Annotated in this window: 15 protein-coding genes; 8 read left to right on the top strand and 7 right to left on the bottom strand. The window is 72.7% G+C overall.

Annotated elements, in window-relative coordinates:
• Positions 1-49: 49 nt before the first annotated feature.
• The 5 genes from JN535_RS18145 to JN535_RS18125 all read right to left on the bottom strand — a co-directional run bounded on the left by JN535_RS18145 (position 50) and on the right by JN535_RS18125 (position 6,420).
• Positions 50-1,354, bottom strand: coding sequence for an alpha/beta fold hydrolase (locus tag JN535_RS18145; RefSeq protein WP_205207272.1), 1,305 nt, complete (start codon positions 1,352-1,354; stop codon positions 50-52).
• A gap of 46 nt (positions 1,355-1,400) precedes the next feature.
• Positions 1,401-1,910: a pyridoxamine 5'-phosphate oxidase family protein gene (locus JN535_RS18140; protein WP_205207219.1), complete on the bottom strand. Its 510-nt coding sequence runs from the start codon at positions 1,908-1,910 to the stop codon at positions 1,401-1,403.
• Positions 1,911-2,074: 164 nt separating this feature from the next.
• Positions 2,075-3,592, bottom strand: coding sequence for a glycerol kinase GlpK (glpK, locus tag JN535_RS18135; RefSeq protein ID WP_205207218.1), 1,518 nt, complete (start codon positions 3,590-3,592; stop codon positions 2,075-2,077).
• A 138-nt stretch (positions 3,593-3,730) separates the two neighbouring features.
• Complete coding sequence (locus JN535_RS18130; RefSeq protein WP_240201420.1) at positions 3,731-4,477, bottom strand: MIP/aquaporin family protein; 747 nt, start codon at positions 4,475-4,477, stop codon at positions 3,731-3,733.
• Positions 4,478-4,671: 194 nt separating this feature from the next.
• Entirely contained in the window at positions 4,672-6,420 is a 1,749-nt protein-coding gene (locus tag JN535_RS18125; protein ID WP_205207216.1) for a glycerol-3-phosphate dehydrogenase/oxidase, read from the bottom strand.
• A 230-nt stretch (positions 6,421-6,650) separates the two neighbouring features.
• On the opposite strand from JN535_RS18125, the gene JN535_RS18120 reads away from it, so the two are divergent.
• Positions 6,651-7,601, top strand: a complete 951-nt coding sequence (locus JN535_RS18120; protein WP_205207215.1) for a sugar-binding transcriptional regulator — start codon at positions 6,651-6,653, stop codon at positions 7,599-7,601.
• 25 nt (positions 7,602-7,626) lie between these two features.
• Positions 7,627-8,259, top strand: coding sequence for an amino-acid N-acetyltransferase (locus tag JN535_RS18115; protein WP_205207214.1), 633 nt, complete (start codon positions 7,627-7,629; stop codon positions 8,257-8,259).
• Here JN535_RS18115 and JN535_RS18110 read toward each other — a convergent pair.
• A complete protein-coding gene (locus JN535_RS18110; RefSeq protein WP_047231526.1) occupies positions 8,252-9,283 on the bottom strand; it encodes a LacI family DNA-binding transcriptional regulator in 1,032 nt (343 codons plus the stop codon). The two genes, JN535_RS18115 and JN535_RS18110, sit on opposite strands and share 8 nt — an antisense overlap.
• Before the next feature lie 325 nt (positions 9,284-9,608).
• Here JN535_RS18110 and JN535_RS18105 point away from each other — a divergent pair, with 325 nt between their 5' ends.
• From JN535_RS18105 to JN535_RS18090, 4 genes are all read left to right on the top strand, one after another.
• Positions 9,609-10,925, top strand: a complete 1,317-nt coding sequence (locus JN535_RS18105; RefSeq protein WP_205207213.1) for an ABC transporter substrate-binding protein — start codon at positions 9,609-9,611, stop codon at positions 10,923-10,925.
• A 107-nt stretch (positions 10,926-11,032) separates the two neighbouring features.
• The gene (locus JN535_RS18100) at positions 11,033-12,043 is read left to right on the top strand and encodes a carbohydrate ABC transporter permease (protein ID WP_205207212.1); all 1,011 of its coding nucleotides are present in this window, start codon (positions 11,033-11,035) and stop codon (positions 12,041-12,043) included.
• 1 nt (position 12,044) lies between these two features.
• Complete coding sequence (locus tag JN535_RS18095; protein ID WP_205207211.1) at positions 12,045-12,938, top strand: carbohydrate ABC transporter permease; 894 nt, start codon at positions 12,045-12,047, stop codon at positions 12,936-12,938.
• 113 nt (positions 12,939-13,051) lie between these two features.
• The gene (locus JN535_RS18090) at positions 13,052-15,037 is read left to right on the top strand and encodes a glycoside hydrolase family 127 protein (RefSeq protein WP_205207210.1); all 1,986 of its coding nucleotides are present in this window, start codon (positions 13,052-13,054) and stop codon (positions 15,035-15,037) included.
• A gap of 6 nt (positions 15,038-15,043) precedes the next feature.
• Here the strand turns inward: JN535_RS18090 and JN535_RS18085 are convergent, their stop codons facing one another.
• Positions 15,044-15,967 carry an A/G-specific adenine glycosylase gene (locus JN535_RS18085; protein ID WP_205207209.1) on the bottom strand — a complete coding sequence of 308 codons (924 nt, stop codon included), beginning with the start codon at positions 15,965-15,967 and terminating at the stop codon, positions 15,044-15,046.
• 209 nt (positions 15,968-16,176) lie between these two features.
• Here JN535_RS18085 and JN535_RS18080 point away from each other — a divergent pair, with 209 nt between their 5' ends.
• On the top strand, positions 16,177-16,986 hold the full coding sequence (locus tag JN535_RS18080) for a hypothetical protein (RefSeq protein ID WP_205207208.1): 810 nt from the start codon (positions 16,177-16,179) through the stop codon (positions 16,984-16,986).
• Between the two features lie 537 nt (positions 16,987-17,523).
• Complete coding sequence (locus JN535_RS18075) at positions 17,524-22,176, top strand: galactose-binding domain-containing protein (protein WP_240201419.1); 4,653 nt, start codon at positions 17,524-17,526, stop codon at positions 22,174-22,176.
• Positions 22,177-22,444 lie beyond the last annotated feature (268 nt).

The raw sequence follows: 22,444 nt of genomic DNA, 5'->3' as shown, positions 1-22,444 counted from the left end.
CATGGGATCGTCCGCGTCCGCGGGCCGTGGACGCGACGGTCTCCTGCACTCAGCAGGCGGGGAGGGGGCCGCCGCGGGCGGCGAGGCGGTCGCGCAGGCGGGCGAGGACGTCGCCGGTGCGCAGGCCGTCGTGCTCGAACTCGTTCGTCACCCACGTGCGGACGTTGCCCACGCGCGCGGCGGTCTCGAGCGACAGTCCCGCGTCGACGAACATGTCGTCGACGTAGACCGCCGCCTCGACCGGCACGTCGTTGCGCGCGAGCACGTCGAGGTCGTACAGGTCCGGCCACTCCTCGCGCGCGGCGAGCGCCTCCGCCGCCGCGCGGAAGGGGCGCAGCGCCGCGACCTCGTCGAACATCCAGGGGTAGATCATCTCGCCCGTCAGCAGCAGCGGCCGGGCCGCCGGGTCGAACGCGGGGTCCTCGGCGCGCACCGCCTCCGCCGCCCAGTCCGTGGGCCCGGTGCCGGACTGCGCGTAGATCGACTCGTGCAGGACGGCGTACAGCGGGTTGGTCCGGAACGACGTCGCCGCCGCGACCTCCGCGAGGAACGTGTCGGTGAGCTCGTCGGGCGCGTCGGCGTCGAACGCCTCGTCGACGACCCAGTGGATGCGTTCCGGGCCGGGCTTCATGCCGAGGTCCGTGCCGAGCGACTGGAGCCGACGCACCGTGAGCGCGTCGCCGTCGGGCAGCCGCACGCCGCCGGCGGCCAGGCGGTCCGCGACGCGTCCGAGCCGGGCCGCGTCGTCCGGGTAGCGCTCGCGGTAGGCGGCGTTCTTCGCGACGACGCGCGGCTGGGTACGGCGGTAGACCTCGCGCGCGTCCGCCGTCAGGCCCGGGAGACCGCCCGTCACGTAGCACGCGTCGAGGGCCTCGGGTGCCCGGGACAGGTAGGTCATGGTGAGGAACCCGCCGTAGGACTGCCCGAGCGACGACCAGCGCCGGCCGCCGTAGACGGTGCGCCGCACGTGCTCCGCGTCCGCGACGATCGCGTCGGCGCGGAAGTGCGCCAGGTAGTCGGCCTGGGCGGCGCCCGTCCCGCGGGCGGCGAGCGCCGCGCCCCGCACGGCCGACGAGCGGCCGGTGCCGCGCTGGTCGAGCAGCACGACGCGGTGGGTCTCGAGCGCCGTGCCGACCCAGCCGTCGGGCCCGGTGGGCCGCGGCCCCTTCCCGCCCGGGCCGCCCTGGAGGAAGACGAGCAACGGCAGGTCGTCCCGACGGCGCACGGGGTCGACGAGCTCGCGCACGAACAGCGTCAGGCGGCGCGGGTCGCCGTCGTCGCCCCAGACGAGCGGCACCTCGAGCTCGCGGTCGGTCACGTGGATGCCAGGGACGGTGTAGCTGGTCTCGCGCACGACGCTCACCCCGCCACCCTAGCCAGAGCGACCGACGGCGCGGTCGTCAGAGCTCGACGGTCTCGTTCTCCCCGCCGTCGTACGGGCGCCCGGTGACCTTCGCCTTGACGAGGCTGAAGAGCGTCGCGACGCGGCCGCCAGGGGAGTCCCAGTACTCGGCGGTCTCGGCGTGCAGACGGATGAGCACGACCCCGGGGGTGTCCGGGCCGTCGGGGAACCACGCGTCGGCGACGGCGTTCCACAGCTCGCGGATCTTGTCCGGGTCGTGCACCAGCGTGGCGCGGCCCGAGAGCGACACCCAGGAGCTCGTCCCCGAGAACGCGGCGTTGGCGGCGGAGTCCCGGGCGATCTCCGCGACCTTGTGGGAGTCCGTCGCGGCGAAGAACCACAGGTCGCCGTCGAAGTCGACGGCCTGCACCCCCATGGGCCGGCTGACGAGGCTCCCGTCCTCCGCGACCGTCGTGAGCATGGCGATCCGCTCGTCCTTGATGAGCTCGCGGACCTTCCGGACCTCGTCGGACCCGGCGTGCGGCAGCTCGTGGTGCGTGTCGGTCATGACGCCTCCCGTCGTGGTGGTCCGCCGTGTCGCGGCCCGTTCCGACGCTAGGCACGTGCCCGGGGGCTCGCCCGCCGGGGCCCGGGGACGACGGAGGGGCGGGGCGCCCCGGGCACCCCGCCCCTCCGCACGTGCCGCGTCCCGCGAGGGAGGCGACGACGGGCCTACTGCTCGACGTCCTCGTCCACCCACTCGAACGTCTTCGTCACGGCCTTCTTCCAGTTCCGGTAGAGGCGCTCGCGCTCGGCGTCGTCCATCGACGGGCTCCAGCGCTTGTCCTCGGCCCAGTTGTCGATGACGTCCTGCTCGCCCTTCCAGAACCCGACGGCGATCCCCGCGGCGTACGCGGCGCCGAGCGCCGTCGTCTCGGCGACCTTGGGGCGCACGACGTCGACGCCGAGCTGGTCGGCCTGGAACTGCATGAGCAGCTCGTTGGCGACCATGCCGCCGTCGACGCGCAGCTCGGTGAGGTCGACGCCGGAGTCGGCGTTCATCGCGTCGAGCACCTCGCGCGTCTGGTACGCGGTCGCCTCGAGGGCGGCGCGCGCGATGTGGTTGCGGTTGACGTAGCGGGTGAGCCCGACGAGCGCGCCGCGCGCGTCGGAGCGCCAGTACGGGGCGAAGAGACCGGAGAACGCGGGCACGAAGTACGCGCCGCCGTTGTCCTCGACCTTGCCCGCGAGCCACTCGACGTCGGGCGCGTCCTCGAACATGCCGAGGTTGTCGCGGAGCCACTGGATGAGCGAGCCGGTGACGGCGATCGACCCTTCGAGCGCGTAGCGGACGGGCTGGTCGCCGATCTTGTAGCAGACGGTCGTGAGCAGGCCGTTCTGGCTCATGACCTTCTCCGTGCCCGTGTTGAGCAGCATGAAGTTGCCCGTGCCGTACGTGTTCTTGGCCTGCCCGACCTCGAAGCACGCCTGGCCGAACGTGGCGGCCTGCTGGTCGCCGAGGATGCCGGCGATCGGCACGCCGGGGAGCAGCCCCTGCTGGCGGCCGTGCCCGTAGACCTCGGAGGAGGACTTGATCTCGGGGAGCATCGACAGCGGGATGCCCATGTCCGCCGCGATGTCCTCGCGCCAGGAGAGCGTGTCGAGGTCCATGAGCATGGTGCGCGACGCGTTGGTCACGTCGGTGACGTGCACACCGCCGTTGACGCCGCCCGTGAGGTTCCACAGCGTCCACGTGTCGGTGTTGCCGAACAGCAGGTCGCCCGCCTCGGCCTTCTCGCGCGCGCCCTCGACGTTGTCGAGGATCCACTTGACCTTGGGGCCGGAGAAGTAGGTCGCGAGCGGGAGCCCGACGATCGACTTGTACTTGTCCGGGCCGTCGGAGCCGCCCAGCTCGTCGACGATCTTCTGGGTGCGGGTGTCCTGCCAGACGATCGCGTTGTAGACCGGCTTGCCCGTCGTCCTGTCCCACACGACGGCGGTCTCGCGCTGGTTGGTGATGCCGACCGCGGCGATGTCGTTGTGCGTGACGTTGGCGCGGGTGAGCGCGAGGCCCACGGCCTCGCGGACGTTGTTCCAGATCTGCTCCGGGTTGTGCTCCACCCACCCTGCGCGCGGGAAGATCTGGTCGTGCTCGAGCTGCCCGGTGGAGACGATCTCCCCGGAGTGGTTGAAGACGATGGCCCGGGAGCTCGTGGTCCCCTGGTCGATGGCGAGAACGTAGTCGGCCATGGTGCGTTCAGTCCTTCACGTCGGTGTGGGTGTGGGTTACGTGGTGGGTGCCCGGCGCCCGACGGCGGCGGGCCGCGTGACCGGGGAGGCCCCGGCTCCCCGGTCACGCGGGGGAGAGGTCCGGCTCGTCCGGGCCGGTCAGATCCAGGCGGCGCCGAGCAGGCCGGCGAGGACACCGCCGACCAGCGGACCGGCGACGGGGACCCACGAGTAGGCCCAGTCGCTCGAGCCCTTGCCCCGGATCGGCAGCAGCGCGTGGGCGATGCGGGGACCGAGGTCACGGGCAGGGTTGATGGCGTACCCCGTGGGACCACCGATGCTCGCGCCGATCGCGACCACGACGAGCGCGACCGCGAGCGGGCCCAGCCCCGACGGCGTCTTGCCGGAGGCCACGACGAAGAACACGAGCACGAAGGTCGCGATGACCTCGGTCACGAAGTTCCACGCGTAGGAGCGGATCTCGGGGCCGGTGGAGAACACGGCGAGCTTGGTCGCGCTGGGGGCGTCCTCGTCGAAGTGCTTCTTGTACGCGAGGAACGCGACCACGGCACCGATGATCGCGCCGATCATCTGGGCACCCCAGTACATGAACATGTTGCCCACGGTGGGCTCGATGGTCGCCGTGACCATCCCCTCCGGCCCGGTGACCGAGTAGAACGGCTCCTGGGCGGTGAAGAGGCCGATCGTGACGGCCGGGTTGAGGTGGGCGCCCGACTTGTAGGCCACGTAGACGGCGGTGAAGACCGCGAGGCCCCATCCGAAGTTGATGAGGAGCCAGCCGCCGTTGAAGCCCTTGGTCCTCGGCAGGACGACGTTCGCGACGACGCCCGCACCGAGGAGGATCAGGGTCGCCGTGCCGAGGATCTCGGACCAGAAGGCGTTCATGAGGAGTTGATCCATCGTGCTCTCTCTTTCGTGGTGGACTTCTCTGTCTCAACCGTCCCGGCGCGCCTGAGCGTCGGGTCCTCGGGTCGGTCCGCCGTCGGCGTGCGCCCCGTGAGGTCGGTGTGCGAGGCGCCGGTCGGGCGCCGTCCCTGCCGGACGGCGCCCGAGGCGCGCTCGCGAGCGGTGTTCTGCTGTCAGGTGGTGCGCAGCGGCTGGAGGGGCGACACGTCGTCGGCCCGGAGCCGGGTGCGCTCGGCGGACGCGTCGTCGGGCTCCTGCTCGGCGGCGGCCTCCGCGTTCGCGCGGTCGGTGTAGCTGGCGATCTCCGCGGCGCGGGTCGCGTCGTCCCACCCGAGCAGCTCGCCGACGAGGTCGGCGATCTCGGGCAGCGCGGCGAGGCCGCGGTCGGCGACCTCGTAGTTGAGCCGGGTGCGGTGCAGCAGCAGGTCCTCGAGGTGCAGCGCTCCCTCGTGGGAGACGCCGTACGCGATCTCGGCGCGCAGGTACGCGGGCGCGTGCTCGAGCGGCGTGGCGAGGTCCGGCCGCGCCTCGCACAGCTCGACGATCTCCCGCAGGTTGGAGCCGTACCGGTGCAGCAGGTGGTCGACGAGCGCGGGCGTCCAGCCGTAGCGCGAGGCCCACGGCCGCGCCTGGCGCCGGACGGCGTCGAGCCCGATGGCGCCGAGCAGCGGGATCTTGTGCGTGATCGACGGCAGGGCGCTCGCGCGCTGGCCGATCGCGAAGTCGACCGCGTCCTTCGCCATGACGCGGTAGGTGGTGAGCTTGCCGCCCGCGATGACCGTCAGGCCCGGGGTGGGGGAGGCGACGGTGTGCTCGCGCGAGACCTTCGCCGAGCTCGTGCCCTCCTTGGTACCCGGCTGCAGGAGCGGTCGCAGGCCGGCCCACGTGCCGATGATGTCGTCGCGCGTGAGCGGGTGCGCGAGCACCGCGTTGGCGTGCTCGAGCACGTAGTCGATGTCGGCGGCGGTCGCGACGGGGTGCTGGAGCTCCTGCTCCCACGGGGTGTCGGTGGTGCCGATCACCCAGTAGCGGGACCACGGGATGACGAAGAGCACCGACTTCTCGGTCTGGAGGATCAGCCCGACCTTGCCCTTGATGCGCTCGCGCGGGACGACGATGTGGATGCCCTTGGACGCCAGCACGCGGAGCCCGCCCTCGCTGCCCGCGAGCGCCTCGGTGTCCTCGGTCCACACGCCCGTCGCGTTGATGACGGCCCGCGCCCGCACGGTGATCTCCCGCCCGGACTCGAGGTCCACGAGGACGGCACCGTTCACGGCGCCCGTCGAGCCCTTGGTGAGCGAGACGACCTGCGTGCGCGACGCGGCGTGCGCGCCGTAGGACGCGGCGGTCCGGACGAGCGTGGTCACCAGGCGGGCGTCGTCGACGGACGCGTCCCAGTACTGGACCGCGCCGACCGCGGCGTCGTGCGCGAGGTCGGGGAACTTCTTCTCCATGCCGGTGCGGGACAGGTGCCGGTGCAGCGGCATCGCCCGCCTGCCGGGAGCGACGCTCGCGAGCGTGTCGTAGAGCGCGATGCCCGCGCCGACGTAGGCGCGCTCCCACACGCGGTGCTCGAGCGGGTAGAGGAAGGGGACGGGCCGCACGAGGTGCGGCGCGATCTCCTTGAGCAGGAGGTCGCGCTCGGTGAGCGCCTCCTTGACCAGGTGGAAGTCGAGCATCTGCAGGTACCGCAGCCCGCCGTGGACGAGCTTGCTCGACCGGCTCGACGTCCCGGCCGACCAGTCCTGGGCCTCGACGATCGCCGTCGACAGCCCGCGGGTCACCGCGTCGAGCGCGATCCCCGCGCCGGTGACGCCGCCGCCGATCACGAGGACGTCGAGCTCCGCGTCGGCGCTCGTGCTGGCCTCGAGCGCGGCGAGCGCCTGCTGGCGCGACTCCGCGGTGAGTCTCGTGGATGCCATCCGTCTCCCTCTCTCGTCCCTCGGTGCTGCGGGCACGCCGCGGGCCGATGCGCCCACGGTGCGCTCACAGCGACGGTCCCACGCCCGACCAGGGTGCGCGAGCGGTAACCGCCGTGCGCGCGCCGGGGTCCCGACGCGTTGGCACGCCATCCAGACCACCACGCTCCGAACGGACGCGCAACCGTGGTGCACGAACGTGCAGAATGGAGGTCGAGCGAAGGGAGACCGGCATGGTGGACCGGGAGCAGGACGTGCTGCGGGCGGCGTCGATGTACTACCTGCAGGACATGAAGATGGAGGCCATCGCCAAGCACCTGCACACGTCGCGGTCGACCGTGTCGCGGCTCGTGAAGCGTGCCCGGGACACGGGTCTGGTCGAGATATCGCTGCGGCCGGCGCGGAGCCGCGGGCCCGGGCTGGGGCAGCACCTCTCGAGCACGTGGGGCATCGACGCGTACGTCGTCCCGGTGCCGGACCAGGCGCCGCAGGTCGAGCGGTTGGAGCAGGTCGCCCTGACGACGGCGCGCCTGCTGTCGACGTGGTTCGACTCCGACATGATCCTCGGCATCGCGTGGGGGACCACGCTCTCGGCCGTCTCGCGGCACCTGCCGCGCAAGCCGACGCGGGGGAGCGCCGTCGTGCAGCTCAACGGCGCGGCCAACACGCGCACGTCGGGCGTGCACTACGCGGGCGACCTCATCGCCGGCTTCGGCACCGCGTTCGACGCCCACGTGCACCATTTCCCAGTGCCCGCGTTCTTCGACTACGCCGAGACCAAGCGGGCGATGTGGCGTGAGCGGTCGGTGCGGCGCGTGCTCGACGTGCAGCACCGCGCGGACATCGCGCTCTTCTCGGTGGGTGCCGTCGCGGGCGGCGTGCCGTCCCACGTGTACTCAGCGGGCTACCTCGAGCCCGACGACATCGCGGTCCTCGACGCCGAGGGGGTCGTCGGCGACGTCTGCACCGTGTTCCTGCGCGCGGACGGCACCTACCGCGACATCGCGCTCAACGAGCGCGCGACCGGGCCGGGTCCGGACGAGCTGCGCAGCGTCCCCCGGCGCGTGTGCGCCGTGGCGGGGGACAACAAGGTGGCGCCGCTGCGCGCGGCCCTGCGTGCCGGCGTCGTCACGGACCTCGTGGTGGACGAGATCACGGCGTCCCGCCTGGTCGGGGGCGGGTGAGAACTGCGCGGACCTATGCGTCCGGATGCATGACTATGCGAGGAGCCTCGGGTCCGCGTACAGTGACGCGGTGCCCACGACCTCCGCCGTCCGCGTCCGTCCCGCCCTGCCCGCGGACGTGCGTGCGGTTCGCGCGCTCGTGCAGCCCTACGCGGAGGCGCGGATCCTGCTGGCCAAGGAGCTGGTGGGGTACTACGAGGCGGTCCAGGAGTTCGTCGTCGCCGAGGCGGGGCCGGCCGCGACGGACGCCACAGGAGGGCCCGACGGCGGGGGTGCGCCCCTGGTGGTCGGGTGCGGCGCGCTGCACGTCATGTGGGACGACCTCGCCGAGATCCGCACGCTCGCCGTGGACCCGGCCTGGCGCGGCCACCGCGTGGGGCACGCGCTCGTCGTCGAGCTCCTGGCTCGGGCGCGCGCGCTCGGGCTCCGTCGGGTGTTCTGCCTGACGTTCGAGGTCGACTTCTTCCGCGCGCACGGCTTCCGCCCGATCGAGGGGACGCCGGTGTCGCACGAGGTGTACGCCGAGCTCCTGCGCTCGCACGACGACGGCGTGGCGGAGTTCCTCGACCTCGCGCGCGTGAAGCCCAACACCCTGGGAAACACGCGCATGCTGCTCGACCTCGACGACGTGCCGGAGGGCGCTGCCTCGCTCAGCTGATCGGGACCGTCGACGCGCGCGTCACGACCCGGCAGGGGAGCTCCTCGACGCCGGGCCGCACGGTGCCGTCGATCGCCGCGAAGAGGCGCTGCGCCGCCACCCGTCCGAGGCGCTCGAGGTTCATGTCGACGCTCGTGAGCTGGGGGCGCGCGTTCGTCGTGAGCACCTCCCAGTTGTCGAACCCGATGACGGACACCTCGCCGGGGACGTCCCGGCCGAGCTCGCGCAGCGCGTCGAGCACGCCGCGCGCGATCTGGTCCGACCCGCAGAAGAACGCGTCGACGTCGCCGTGCTGCTCGACGATCATGCGTGCGGCTCCGCGCCCCCAGCCCTCGCTCCACGAGCCGAAGAACGTCTGGCCGCCCACGAGCTCCAGGCCGGCCGCGGCGACCGCGGCCTCGGCGCCCGCCGCGCGGTCCTGCGCGGCCTTGTACCCGGGGTCGCCCGAGACGTGCGCGACGCGGCGCCGCCCGCACGAGAGCAGGTGCTCGACGGCGAGCCGGCCGGCGCCGACGTTGTCCGCCGTGATCGAGACGTCGGAGGGGTCCTCCGACGGCGCGTAGGCGTAGACCACCGGGACGGGGACGTCGGCGCTGAGCGGGGGGCGGGGGTCGGTGCGCGACCCCACGACGATGAGTCCGTCCACGCGCCGCGAGAGCAAGGCGCGCACGTGGTGCTGCTCGCGGATGGCGTCGCCGCGCGCGTCGCACAGGAAGACGGACACGCGGCCGGCGCCGAACGCGTCCTCGGCGCCCATGAGCACCGGGATCGAGAAGCGGCCCTCGAGGTCGCTCGTGAGCAGCCCGACGGTGCCCGTGCGCCCCTTGAGCAGGCCGCGCGCGAGCGCGTTGGGCGCGAACGACAGCCGCTCGGCGGCCTCCAGGACGCGCAGGCGCGTCTCGGCCTTCACCTGGTCGCGCCCGTTGATCGCCTTGGACGCGGTCGCGATGGACACGCCCGCGAGGCGCGCGACGTCGGTGAGGGTCGCCGCGCGCGGCGTGGCGCTCCCGCTCTGGGTCGTCATGAGGCCGTTCCCCCTCCTGCCGGTGCGCTGCGCTGCGCCCTCGACGATCGAGCCGTGATCGAACTGTAACCCGCTGTCGTGCTTGACGAGACTACCGCGCTGCCATACATTCAGAAAACCTTTTCGGTTAGTTTCGGTTCCGACGGACGGTGCGAGCGGGGGGCTCGCAGGCGACATCAGGACCTCGAACACTAGCCGCCTGAGGGGAGGGTCGGCCACGTGGAGCGCGCCGCAGCGCGACACGGGGACCGAAAACGTGTTCGCCCACAGCGCGGGCACGGGGCGCAGGTGCAACGGCTCGAAGACGAGTACGAGGAGACACGAGATGAAGAACCACCGCGGGGCCTCCTGGAAGAGGTCCGTGGCCACGACGACGCTCGCCGGCCTCGTCGCGCTGGGGCTCGCCGCGTGCGGCGGGTCCGGATCCGGCGGCGGCGACGCCGCGACGGGCGGGACGGGATCCGGGGGCGTCGAGGGCGTCGACGACGGCAGCACGCTCACGCTGTGGACGCGCGCGCCGCTCGAGAAGCAGGCGAAGCTGCTCGTGGACGCGTACAACGCGAGCCACGAGAACCAGGTCGAGCTGACGATCGTCCCCAACGACGACTACGTCGCGAAGGTCGGCGCGGCCGCCGGGAGCGGGGGCCTGCCCGACCTCTTCGCGGCCGACATCGTGTACGTGCCGAACTGGGTCGAGCAGGGCCTGTTCCAGGACGTCACCGACCGCATCGACCAGCTCGACTTCGCGGACGAGATCAACCAGGGCCACCTCGAGGCCGGCACGTACGAGGACGCCGAGCACGTCCTCCCGTTCGTGCTCGACATCTCGGTCCTCTTCTACAACAAGGACCTCTACGAGCAGGCCGGCCTCGACCCCGAGGCCCCGCCGACGTCGCTCGAGGAGTTCGCCGAGCAGGCCAAGGCGGTCGACGCGCTCGGCGGTGGGGTCGACGGCACGTTCTTCGGCGGCAACTGCGGCGGGTGCCTCGTGTTCACGTGGTTCCCGTCGGTCTGGGCCGCGGACGAGGACGTCCTCGGCGCGGACGGCACGGAGTCGCTCCTCGCGAGCGACACCGCGCAGGACGTCTACGCCGTGTACAAGGACCTCGTCGACTCCGACGCCGTGGGCGCCGGCACGCGGGACGAGACCGGCGCGACGTGGGTCGCGCCGTTCCAGGAGGGCAAGGTCGGCGTCATGCCGTACCCGGCGACGCTCCTGTCGACGGCGGACGAGACCGTGGACGTCGGCGTCGCACCGATCCCCGGCCCGGGCGGGGGCGAGTCGACGTTCGTGGGCGGCGACGGCATCGGCATCTCCAAGGACAGCGAGCAGTCCGACCAGGCCTGGAACTTCCTCTCCTGGATGATGTCCGAGGAGGCGCAGGTCGAGGTGCTCGCCAAGAACGGCGACGTCGTCTCGCGCGCCGACCTGGTCGACAACGAGTACTCCTCGGCCGACCCGCGCGTCGTGACGATCAACGAGATCGCGAGCAAGGGCCGCACGCCCGTCGCGCGCAACTTCCAGCAGGCGTTCAACGCGCCGAACAGCCCGTGGCTCACGCTCGTGCGCGACGCGGTGTTCGGCGACGGCTCGAGCATCGAGCCGGACAACGAGGAGATCACCGCGGTCCTCTCGCAGTGACCCCGGGTGTGACCACCCCCGCGTGACCACAGCGCCCGCCGCCGCGTCCCACCGCGCGGCGGCGGGCCGGGTCCGGCTTCCCTCACCCCTGTCCCAGGAGACCTCTCATGTCCGTGCAGTCCGCGTCCTCGACGCCGCCCCCGCCCGTGCCGCACGGCGCGGCGCCGCGGGGCCCCGCCGCGAGCGACGACCGGCCGCCCCGCGGCACCGCGACCGGGAGCGCCGGGCGGCGCCGTCGGCCGGGGCGCTCGCAGGCGGCCCGCGGGTGGGCCTACGCCGCCCCGACCGCGGTGTTCGTGCTCGTCCTCTTCGTCTTCCCCGTGCTGCTGGTGGGCCAGATGTCGGCGTCCGACTGGCCTCTGCTCGCGGGCAACCGGGGCGTGAACTTCCCCGACAACTTCGGCGACGCCGTCGACAACCGGTTCTTCTGGGACTCCGTCGTCTTCACGGTCAAGTACACGGTGATCGCCACCGTGCTCCTCATCGGCCTGGGGCTCGGGTTCGCGCTCCTGGTCCAGGAGTCGAGCCGGTGGAAGAGCTTCCTGCGCACGTCGATCCTCGTCCCGAGCGCGCTCGGCCTCGCGTCCGCGTCCCTGCTGTTCTACGCGCTGTACTCGCCGCAGGTCGGCCCCGTCTCGCCGCTGCTCGAGCGGCTCGGGATCGTCGACGAGCCGGTCTCGTTCCTCGGGTCGCCCGAGGGCGCGCTGTGGTCGACGGTGTTCCTCATCGTCTGGCGCTTCGCGGGCTTCTACATGCTCCTGCTCATGGTGGGCCTCCAGGGCATCCCGCACGAGGTCTACGAGGCGGCGCGCATGGACGGTGCCAACCGCTGGCAGACGTTCGGCCGGGTGACGCTCCCGCTGCTGCGCCCGTCGCTCGCCCTCTGCACGATCATGTGCGTCACCGGCTCGCTGCTCGCGTTCGACCAGTTCTACATCCTCACCAAGGGCGGTCCGGACAACAGCACGATCACCGTGGTGCAGCTCATCTACAACATCGCCTTCCAGGGGCAGAACGACCTGGGCGTGGCCGCCGCGCTGTCGATCATCGTGCTCGCGGCCCTCGTGCTCATCAACGTCGCGCAGGTCCGTGGCATGCGCGCACCTGAGGAGAAGTGACATGGCCGTCACCGCACCCGCTCCCGCCCCCGCGACGCGCCCCGCGCGACCCGGGCGGCCCGCGCCCCGCGCCCGCATCGCCGGCGTCCTCACCCGCACCCCGTACTGGGTGCTCACGGGCGGGCTCGCGATCGTCTTCCTCTTCCCGCTCGTGTGGGCCGGTGTGGCGTCGTTCTCGCCGCAGCCGGGCAGCGCCCAGGTCGACGGCTGGGGGTTCGGCAACTACGCGACGCTCGCGAGCTACCAGGCCGGGATCTGGCAGTACCTGTGGAACTCCGTCGTCGTCTCCGGCCTCACGGTGCTCTTCACGCTCGGGGTCTCGCTGCTGGGCGGGTTCGCGTTCGCGCGGTTCCGCTTCCCGGGCCGCGACGTGCTGTTCCTCGTGACGCTCGCGATCCTCATGGTCCCGTACGCGACCCTGCTCATCCCGCTCTACGTGCTGCTCAACACGCTGCACCTGCAGAACTCGCTGCTCGGCCTCGCGCTCGTGCTCACCATGTTCCAGCTCCCGTTCGCGACGTTCATGATGCGCATCTCCTTCGAGTCGGTGCCGCGCGAGCTCGACGAGGCCGCGATGGTTGACGGGTGCTCGTCGTTCGGGGCGCTGCGACGCGTGCTCGTCCCCGCCGTGAAGCCGGGTCTCATCACCGTGGGCCTGTTCGCGTTCCTCGCGGCCTGGAACGACTTCGTCGCGCCGCTCATCCTCATCACCGACTCGACCAAGGCGCCGCTGCCGCTCGCGGTGGCCAACATGCGCCAGCAGGTCATGGGCATCGTCGACTACGGCGCGACCCAGGCGGGCGTCGTCGTGCTCGCCGCGCCGTGCGTCGTCCTGTTCCTGCTGCTCCAGCGCCACTACGTGCGCGGCTTCATGTCCGGGGCGTTGAAGGGATGACGACCCACGCCCCTCGTCCCGTCGGGCCCACGCCGTCCGGCGTCCCCGTCGACCGACCCCACGAACGACCCGACGAACCACGAGGCGGCGCCGCCGCCTCCGGAGGTGCTGCCATGACCACGACCCCGACCGTGCCCCGGACGACCGGGACCGGCGCCCGCCCGACCGACGGCGGACGCCCGGTCGTCCCCGCGACGGGGCGCCTGCAGCCGCTCGGGCTGGCGCAGGTGCGCATCACGGGCGGGTTCTGGGCCGATCGCCAGGAGGTCAACCGCGCCGCGACCCTCGGGCACATCGAGCACTGGCTCGAGGCCGAGGGCTGGCTGGGCAACTTCGACGCCGTCGTGCGCGGCGACGTCGCCACGACCCGGCGGGGCCGGGAGTTCAGCGACTCCGAGGTGTACAAGCTGCTCGAGGCGATGGCGTGGGAGCTCGGTCGCCGGCCGGACGACGCGCTCGAGCGCCGGTTCGCCGCGATCGTGCGCCGCGTCGCGGCGGCGCAGGCACCGGACGGCTACCTGTGCACGAAGTTCGGCAACCCCGGCCAGGACGCTCGGTACACCGACCTCGAGTGGGGCCACGAGCTGTACGTGCAGGGCCACCTCATGCAGGCGGCGGTCGCGCGGGCCCGCACCGGGCACCCGGACGACCTCCTCGTCGAGGTCGCGCGCCGCTCCGCCGACCACGTGTGCGAGGCGTTCGGCCCGGACGGCATCCAGGGGGTCTGCGGGCACGCCGAGGTCGAGGTGGCGCTCGCGGAGCTCGGGCGCGCCCTCGACGAGCCGCGCTACGTGCGGCAGGCGGCGCTCTTCGTCGAGCGGCGCGGGCACGGCACGCTCGCGGACATCGAGTGGGGCCGCTCCTACTACCAGGACGACGTCCCGGTGCGGGAGGCCACCGTGTTCCGGGGCCACGCCGTCCGGGCGAACTACCTCGCCGCCGGCGCGGTCGACGTCGCGGTCGAGACCGGCGACGACGAGCTCGTCGCCGCGGTCGCCCGGCAGTGGGAGCGCACGCAGGCCGCGCGCACCTACGTCACCGGGGGCCAGGGCTCGCACCACCAGGACGAGGCGTTCGGCGAGGACTTCGTCCTCCCGCCCGACCGCGCGTACTCGGAGACGTGCGCGGCGATCGGGTCCGTCATGGTGGCGTGGCGTCTCCTGCTCGCGCAGGGCGACCCCCGGTACGCCGACGTCGTGGAGCGCACGCTGTTCAACGTCGTCGCGACGTCGCCCGCGCACGACGGCCGCGCCTTCTACTACGCGAACACGCTCCACCAGCGCGTCCCGGGCGAGCCCGCCGCGCCCGACCAGGTGAGCAAGCGCGCCGAGTCGTCGCTGCGCGCGCCGTGGTTCGAGGTGTCGTGCTGCCCGCCCAACGTCGCGCGCACCTTCGCGAGCCTCGCCAGCTACCTCGCCACGGTCGACGACGGCGGCGTGCAGCTCCACCAGTACGCGACGAGCGAGGTGCGGGCGACGCTGCCGTCCGGCGAGCCCGTCGCGATCGACGTCGAGACCGGCTACCCCGCGGACGGGCGCGTGCGCGTGCGCGTCGTCGAGGCGCCCGAGCGCTGGGCGCTCACGCTGCGCGTGCCGACGTGGTCCGGGTCCGGGCGGCTGGTGGTCGACGACGGCCCGGCGCGCCAGGTGCCCCCGGGCACCGTCGCGGTGCCCGACCTGCGCGCGGGGAGCGTCGTCACGCTCGACCTCGACGTCGCGCCGCGGTTCCTCGTGCCCGACGAGCGCGTGGACGCCGTACGCGGTTGCGTCGCCGTCCAGCGCGGTCCCGAGGTGCTGTGCGTGGAGTCCGTCGACCTGCCGGGCGGTCGCGACGTCGCCGACCTGCGCGTCGACGTGGCCGTGCCGCCGCGCGACGAGGACGGGCGCGTGGTCGTGCGCGGCCTGCTCGTGGACCCGACGACGGCCCCGTGGCCGTACGCGCCGCTCCGTGGCGGGGCGCCCGGGCGGACCGGGGCCGCGCGCGGGTCTGTCCCGGTCGAGGTGCCGTCGGCGGTCCCGGTCGACGTGCGGCTCGTGCCGTACCACGACTGGGCCGCACGCGGCCCGTCGACCATGCGGGTCTGGCTCCCGACCGTCTGACGCCGGTCAGGCGGGGAGCCGGTAGAGGTCGTCCTCCTGCTCGACGAGCCCGTCCTCGACGAGGCTCGCGACGCAGCGGTCGAGCTGCGCGGTGTCGTGCCACACCTCGGCCACGACGCCGCGCGGCACCGGCCCCGGTGCGTCGCGCAGGGCGGCCATGACCCGGCCGCGCACCTGGCGGTCGGTGCCCGCCCACGCCTGCGTGCGGCGGCGTGCCGCGTGCTCGTCGCCCGGCCGCCCGGCGCGGCGCCACGCGCACGCGTCGCGCACGGGGCACGTGCCGCAGCGCGGCGCCCGGGCGGTACACACGAGCGCGCCGAGCTCCATCGACGCGGCGGCCCACAGCACGGCGTCCTCGTCACCAGGCGGGGCGACGGCGGCGGCGGTCGCGCGCTCGGCGGCGGTGTACGACGGCGCGGGCAGCGCGGTCCCGCCGACGGCCCGCGCCAGGACGCGGCGCACGTTCGTGTCGACGACGACCGCGCGCCGCCCGTGCGCGAACGCGGTCACCGCCGCGGCGGTGTACTCGCCGACGCCCGGCAGGGCGCGCAGCGCCTCCTCGCCGCGCGGCACCTCGCCGCCGTGCCGCTCGACGATCGCGCGGGCGCACTCCTGGAGCCGCAGCGCGCGGCGCGGGTAGCCGAGCCGGCCCCACGCGCGCAGCACGTCGGCCGTCGGCGCCGCCGCCAGGTCGGCGGGCTCGGGCCAGCGCGCCATCCACTCGCGCCACGCCGGCTCGACCCGGACGACCGGCGTCTGCTGCAGCATGACCTCGCTCACGAGGACGCCCCAGGCCGTGCGGTCCGCGGCGCGCCAGGGCAGGTCGCGCGCGGTCTGGGCGAACCAGCGCCCGACGGCGTCGCGCAGGTCCGCGTGCGGGTCGTGTCCCGCGGCGGACGGGCGGGCCGGGCGCGCGGCCGGGGCGGTCATGGCGGCGGTCGTCCCTCTCGGTCGTCGGGTGCGTTCCCCGACGACGTGCCGGCGAGCGGTCGCGCAGGACCGTGACGAGGTCCCGGCGCGGATCGTGGGGACGACCCATTCTGCCCCGACCTGGTGGGTCGTCGGCGCGGCAGCGCGAGGCCCGGCCTCGGGCGCGGATACCGTGGTGGCCACCAGCACCTGCACCACCGGAGGACCCCGTGAGCACGCCGCGGACCGACCGCGCCCCGAGGCCGCGCTCCCGCACCGGGGCGCCCAGCAGGCCCTCGCGCGGGGCCCTGCTCCGCCGCCGCCTCGTCGCGCTCGCCCTGCTCGTCGGTCTCGTGGTCGGGCTCGTGCTGCTCGGGCAGGTCGTCGTGCGGGCGGTCCAGCCGCTGCTCGCCGGGGACGAGACGGCCCAGGAGGGCAAGTCCGCGCCGCCGACGCCCGAGGCCGCCGGCCCGCCGCAGGACTGCACGGCCGCGTCGCTCGATCTGGGCATCACGACGAGCGCGCCGGAGTACGAGCCCGGTCGTGCCGTCCAGCTCAGCGTCACGCTGCGGCAGTCCGGCGGACGCCCGTGCCTCGTCGACGGCTCCGACGCCGGACGCCAGGTGCAGATCTACTCCGGGGACGAGCTCGTGTGGTCGTCCGCGCACTGCGGGACGACGGAGCGCCTGCTGCTCATGAGCACCGGCGACGAGGACCCGTCGAAGCTCGTCCGCTGGGACCGGCACCGCTCCGTCGAGGGTTGCGCCCCCGACCAGCCGGAGGTGGGTCCGGGCACCTACACCGCGGTCGTGAGCGTCGCGGGCGTCGAGGGGGCGACGAGCGACCCCGTCACCTTCACGCTCCTCGAGCCGCCCCCGCCCACGCCCGACCCGGCGGAGCCCACCGCTCCGGCGGAGGGCACCGCCCCGGCCGACGGGACGGCACCGGCGGACGGCGCGACGCCGCCTGCCGACGGGACCGCCCCGCCCGCGGAGGAGACGGCTCCGGTGGAGACGACGCCGCCCGCCGACGGCGCGTAGCGGTCGCCCGCTCCGACCGGCCCGACGTCCCGACCGGGCGACCCGCGTCATCGAGCCGGCGACCGCGTGCCCCGCACGCCCACGAGCAGTGAAAGCGATATGAGCAGCCTTTCGGTGGGGCGTCACATCCGGTGTCGCGGTCGCTCCTGAGATCGCGTCTCACTGCCGCGTTTCCCACTCAAGACAACGATTTCCCGAGAGTCCGTCCTGTCCGGCCGCTCGGCCGGTCCGCAAAGTCGATACCGAAAACCATTGCGGTCGGTCGGACGTGCTGGTTGACTGGCTCGCGTCTGGCGACCTCACCGCGGAGGGACCCGGGGCCCCGGTCCCGGTCACCACCGGCCCGCGGGGCGGCGCGAGCCGGCACGACGATCAGGGTCACGCGTCCCGCAGCGGGGCGGGCGGACGAGGCAGTCCACCCGCGCGACGCGAGGCGCCGTCGTCGTCCCGAAACCTGTTCCGGTTCCCGATGGAGAGGACTTGGTGATGTCGGGGAGAGCGTGGAGAAGGGTCGTCGCCTCGGCGATGACAGGTGCGATGGCCGCCACCGGCGTCGCACTGGCACCGGCGGCGCAGGCCGACGTGGTGCCGGGCAACGAGAGCGACGTCGGTGTCTACACCGACGGCACGACGGACTCGATGGACATCGGTGACCCGGTCTACACGAACCTGGACCAGGTCGCCACCGCCCTCGAGCCGGGCGTCCCGTGGACGGCGCGCTCGATGCACGGGTCGATCTTCGAGAAGGACCTGGCCGCGGGCGGCACCGACTACTACCTCGACCGCGTGCTCGGGGTGAGCGGGACGTCGGGGAACAACGTGCTCCAGACGCGCGGCCGGTCGCTGTACCTGCGGGGCAACAGCAACTGGGCCGTCATGGGGTTCGCCGGCTCCGCCTTCGCGGGCGGCCCGAACAACCTCGGCGACCTCTACACCGTGACCGTGCCCGGGCAGACGATCACCGAGGTCGGCGCGGAGCGCTTCAACGCGCCGAGCCACGCGAGGGCGCGCTACACGGTCGGCTCGACGGGTGTCACCGCCGACCTCAAGAAGCTCATCACGTACGACAACGTGGCACTGTCGGCGATCACGTTCACCAACCCGGGCGCGAACGACGTGACGTTCACGGTGCGCGCGGCCTCGCCGCTCGCGACGACGTCGACGGACTCCGCCGACGAGCTCACCGGGACGCGGACCCTGACGAGCGGGTCGAACAACGGCCTCGTGGACACCCCGTGGTCCGACGTCACGATCGGGCTCAAGGCACCCGGGTTCGAGCGCGTCGGCACCAACCTCGACCGCGAGGTCACGGTCCCTGCGGGCGGCTCGGTCGACCTGTCCGTGCTCGGCGTGCTGTCCAGCGACACGCTCCCGGAGTCGGTCGAGAGCTTCCACGAGTACGCGGAGCTGTCGCCGGCGGACGCGTTCCGCACCGGCGTCACGGCGTTCAACCGCCAGTGGGCCCAGGACATCCCGTACATCGACGTGCCCGACGACGCCATCGAGAAGGCGATCGTCTACCGCTGGTGGGGCGAGCGGTACAACAGCCTGGACGCGAACGAGCCGGGCTACGTGTACCAGTACCCGACGACGATCGAGGGCGTGAACCTCTACCAGAACTCGGTGGCGCTCACCCAGCCCATGCACCTCCAGGACACCAAGTGGATCCGCAACCCGTACCTGGGCTACGGGCAGATCCTCAACATCGGTGAGCTGTCCGGGTCCTCCGCCTTCCTCGACAGCCCGGGGCACACGAGCTGGAACAACCACTACTCGCAGTACCTCGGCACCGCGGGCCTCGAGGCGTTCAACGTGCACGGCGGCGGTCCGGCGGTCGCCGAGCGCTTCGCGACGTACTTCGAGGGCGACGGCACGGGCCAGCTCGAGCACTACGACGGCAACGACGACAAGCTCATCGCCTACGACACCAACTACATGCCCGGCAACGACTCCGACGCGATCAGCTTCGGGTACCCCAAGGTCGACGCCGGTGCGCCGGGCGCGCGGACGATCGAGCGGCCCGAGTCCGCGTACGTCTGGGGGGCGTTCGACGCCGCCCGCCAGCTCTACGCGATGGCGGGGGCGGACCCGGCGAAGGTCGAGGAGATGGGCCGGACCGCCGACGAGATCCGCGACGCGATCCTCGGTCGGCTGTGGAGCGAGGAGATGCGCATGTTCCTCGCCGGCACGTCGCACGGCGCGACGTCGGGCGGGAACCAGAACCCCCTGAGCCAGGCCGAGCGCGACCTCATCCCGGCGAAGGAGTCGAACCTCTACGACATCTACGCCGAGAACCTCATCCCGGTCGAGGACGCCGAGAAGTACGTGGACGGCTTCCGCTTCCTGCGGTACGGCGACAACTTCCCGATCTTCCCGTTCTACACGGCCAACCAGTACGACCGGGCGAAGTTCGGCATCGGCGGCTCGAACAACTTCTCGAACATCAACTTCACGGTCCAGTACCGCGGCGTGCGGTCCGCGCTGCGGCACTACGACCCGGACCACACGTACGTCACGCCCGAGTACGCGGCCAAGCTGCTCGACTGGATGGCGTGGAGCATCTACCCGAACGGCAACGCTCTGGTCCCCAACCAGGCCGAGTACTACTCGAACTGGAACGCGAGCACGCAGACGTTCAACCGCAACAACCCGAACCACGTGATGCTCGGCAACATGAACTACATCTACGTCGAGGACATGGGCGGCATCCAGCCGCGGTCCGACGACAAGATCGAGCTGTGGCCGATCGACCTCGGGTACGACCACTTCATGGTCAACAACCTGCGGTACCACGGCAAGGACGTGACGATCGTCTGGGACGAGGACGGCTCGCACTACGGGCTCGGCGAGGGCTACAGCCTGTTCGTCGACGGTGAGCGCAAGGCCGCGGCGGACGGCCTGGGCCGGTTCGTCTACGACCCGGCCGCGAACGAGGTCGTCGAGTCCGACGAGGGCCTCGGCGTCGAGGTCGTCGCGGACGAGGGCGCCGACCTGCCGACCGCGGTCGACACCCCGATCGAGGACCAGCGCGTCGTCTCCTACCTGAAGACCGCGGGCATCGACCTCACGGAGGACGCCGACAACCTCGCGCGCGGCGCGGAGCTGTCGTCCTCCGCCACCCAGCAGGGGGCGCGCCCGACGCCGTGGCGCCAGTTCCACACGCCGGGCTGGAGCACGGGCTCGATGAACTACACGCCGGGCGCGATCGAGGAGACGGAGCGGCCCGTGTCGCTCGCCGCGGTCACGGACGGCAGCACCGTCAACGAGCCCTACTGGGGCAACTACGGCACGGAGGGCGACACGGGCTACGTGGAGCTCGACCTCGGCGAGCCCACGAGGTTCGACAACGTCAAGGTCTGGTTCGTCAGCGACCGGCAGGCGGGCGGGTACCGCGAGCCGCTGCGGTACTCGATCCAGGTGCCCGACGGCTCGGGTGGCTGGACCACGGTGCCGGACGCGTTCAAGGCCCCCAAGATCCCCGGCCCCAAGTTCAACGAGGCGCTCTTCGAGGCCGTGACCACGGACAAGGTCCGCGTCGCGTTCACGAACACGCCGTCGTACTGGACGGCGATCTCGGAGATCCAGGTCTTCGACTCCGGCCGCGAGGTCCCCGAGGTCGTCAACGACGCCCCGACCGTCACGGTCAACGTCGACCGGTCGAAGGACGGCAACCTGTCCACGACGCTCGTCGGCACCGTGACCGACGACGGCATCCCCGAGGACGGGACGCTCACCTCCGGGTGGTCGACGGTCTCCGCGCCCGAGGGCGCGAGCGTCATCTTCGGCGACGCCGACGCCCTGACCACCACGGTCACGGGCACGGCCGCGGGGGAGTACACATTCCGCCTCACCGCGTCCGACGGCGAGCTCACGACCGAGCGCGACGTCGAGGTCGAGCTCACCGAGAAGGCGACGTCGGCCGAGTTCGGCGCGCTCGCGACGATCACGACGAGCGGGTCGGCGTCGTGGGAGAACCCGCTGCGCGTCAACGAACCCTCGACGCCCGGGAGCTCCAACCCCGGTGCGGGCAACGGCTGGGGGACCTGGGGGCAGCCCGCGAACGGGACGAGCCCGCAGACCGCGGCGTGGATCCGGTACGCCTGGGAGTCCCCGGTGCTCGTCGCGTCGACCGACATCTACTGGTACGACGACAACGGCGGGACGCGCATGCCGCGCGCGGACACCTACACGGTCGAGTACTCGCAGGACGGTACCGACTGGACACCCGTCACCCTGACCGAGGGGTCCACGTACGCGGGCGCGCTCCAGCGCAACGCGTACAACCACCTCGAGTTCGAGCCCGTCGAGGCCAGCTACCTGCGCGTCCGCATCACCGGCGTGCAGACCGGCGGCGCGGGCACCGGGATCCTGCGGTGGCGCGTCAACGGGGACACGGTCGACTCGGTCGCGAGCCCGGTGATCGTGCGTACCGTCACGGGCCAGGTGCCCGAGCTGCCGACGTCGCTCGACGTCGTCTACTCCAGCGGCCGCCGCGGCACGGTCGACTTCACCTGGCAGCCCATCACGCCGGCCATGGTGGCGGAGACCAACGTCGAGCCGTTCACGGTCCACGGCACCAACACGACCTACGGCCTCCTCGCCGAGGCCCAGGTGTACGTGCGGCCGGAGAACTCGCAGGGCGGCATCTCGATCCAGGGCGCCGAGCAGTTCGAGCAGAGCGTCGACGTCGGCGAGCAGCCCTGGCTGCCCACCAAGGTCCTCGTGTCGTACAACGACGGCTCGCGCGACAACCAGGCGATCGGCGTCGAGTGGGACTACGAGGAGTCCGTCGTCGAGACGCCGGGCGTGTACGTGATCCAGGGCGACCTCGTCCTCCCGGACTACGTGAGCACCGCCGGCACCACGACGACGACGCTCACCCTGACCGTGGGCGACGGCGTCCCCGCCGGGCCCACGATCACCGTCACGGCGGCGACTCGTTGCCTCGCCGGCAAGGTCTACGTCGCGGTCCGCGCGCAGAACGACGACGAGGTGCCGCTCACGGTGCGCCTCGACACGCCGTTCGGCACCAGGACCGTCAACGGCGTCGAGCCCGCCAAGAACGCCTATCAGTCGTTCGCGTCACGGGCGACGTCGGTCGAGGCCGGAGAGGTCACGGTCGTGGCCACCGACGCCGAGGGGAGGTCGACGACCGTCACCGAGCAGTACGACGCCGCCACCTGCGGCTGAGCCGCGGTCCGGCGCCGCACGGCACCACCGGTCTCGCCCCGGTCCGTCCCCACGGACCGGGGCGAGACCCGTCCGCGCGAGATAGAACCCTGGTCGCGCGAGGTAGAACCCTGGTCGCGCGAGGTAGAACCGTGGTTGCGCGAGGTAGAACCGTGGTTGCGCGAGGTAGAACCGTGGTTGCGCGAGGTAGAACCGTGGTTGTCGTGCTCGACGGCGTGTGGTCGCCTGGGGTGGGCGGGGTGGGTGGTGGTGCCGCGTCTACCATCCG

The organism is Cellulosimicrobium cellulans (assembly GCF_016921195.1).
GTDB classification, from domain to species: Bacteria; Actinomycetota; Actinomycetes; order Actinomycetales; family Cellulomonadaceae; genus Cellulosimicrobium; species Cellulosimicrobium cellulans_F.
Note: the sequence above shows the minus strand (reverse complement) of the source record. Positions and strands in the feature narration are given on the sequence as shown.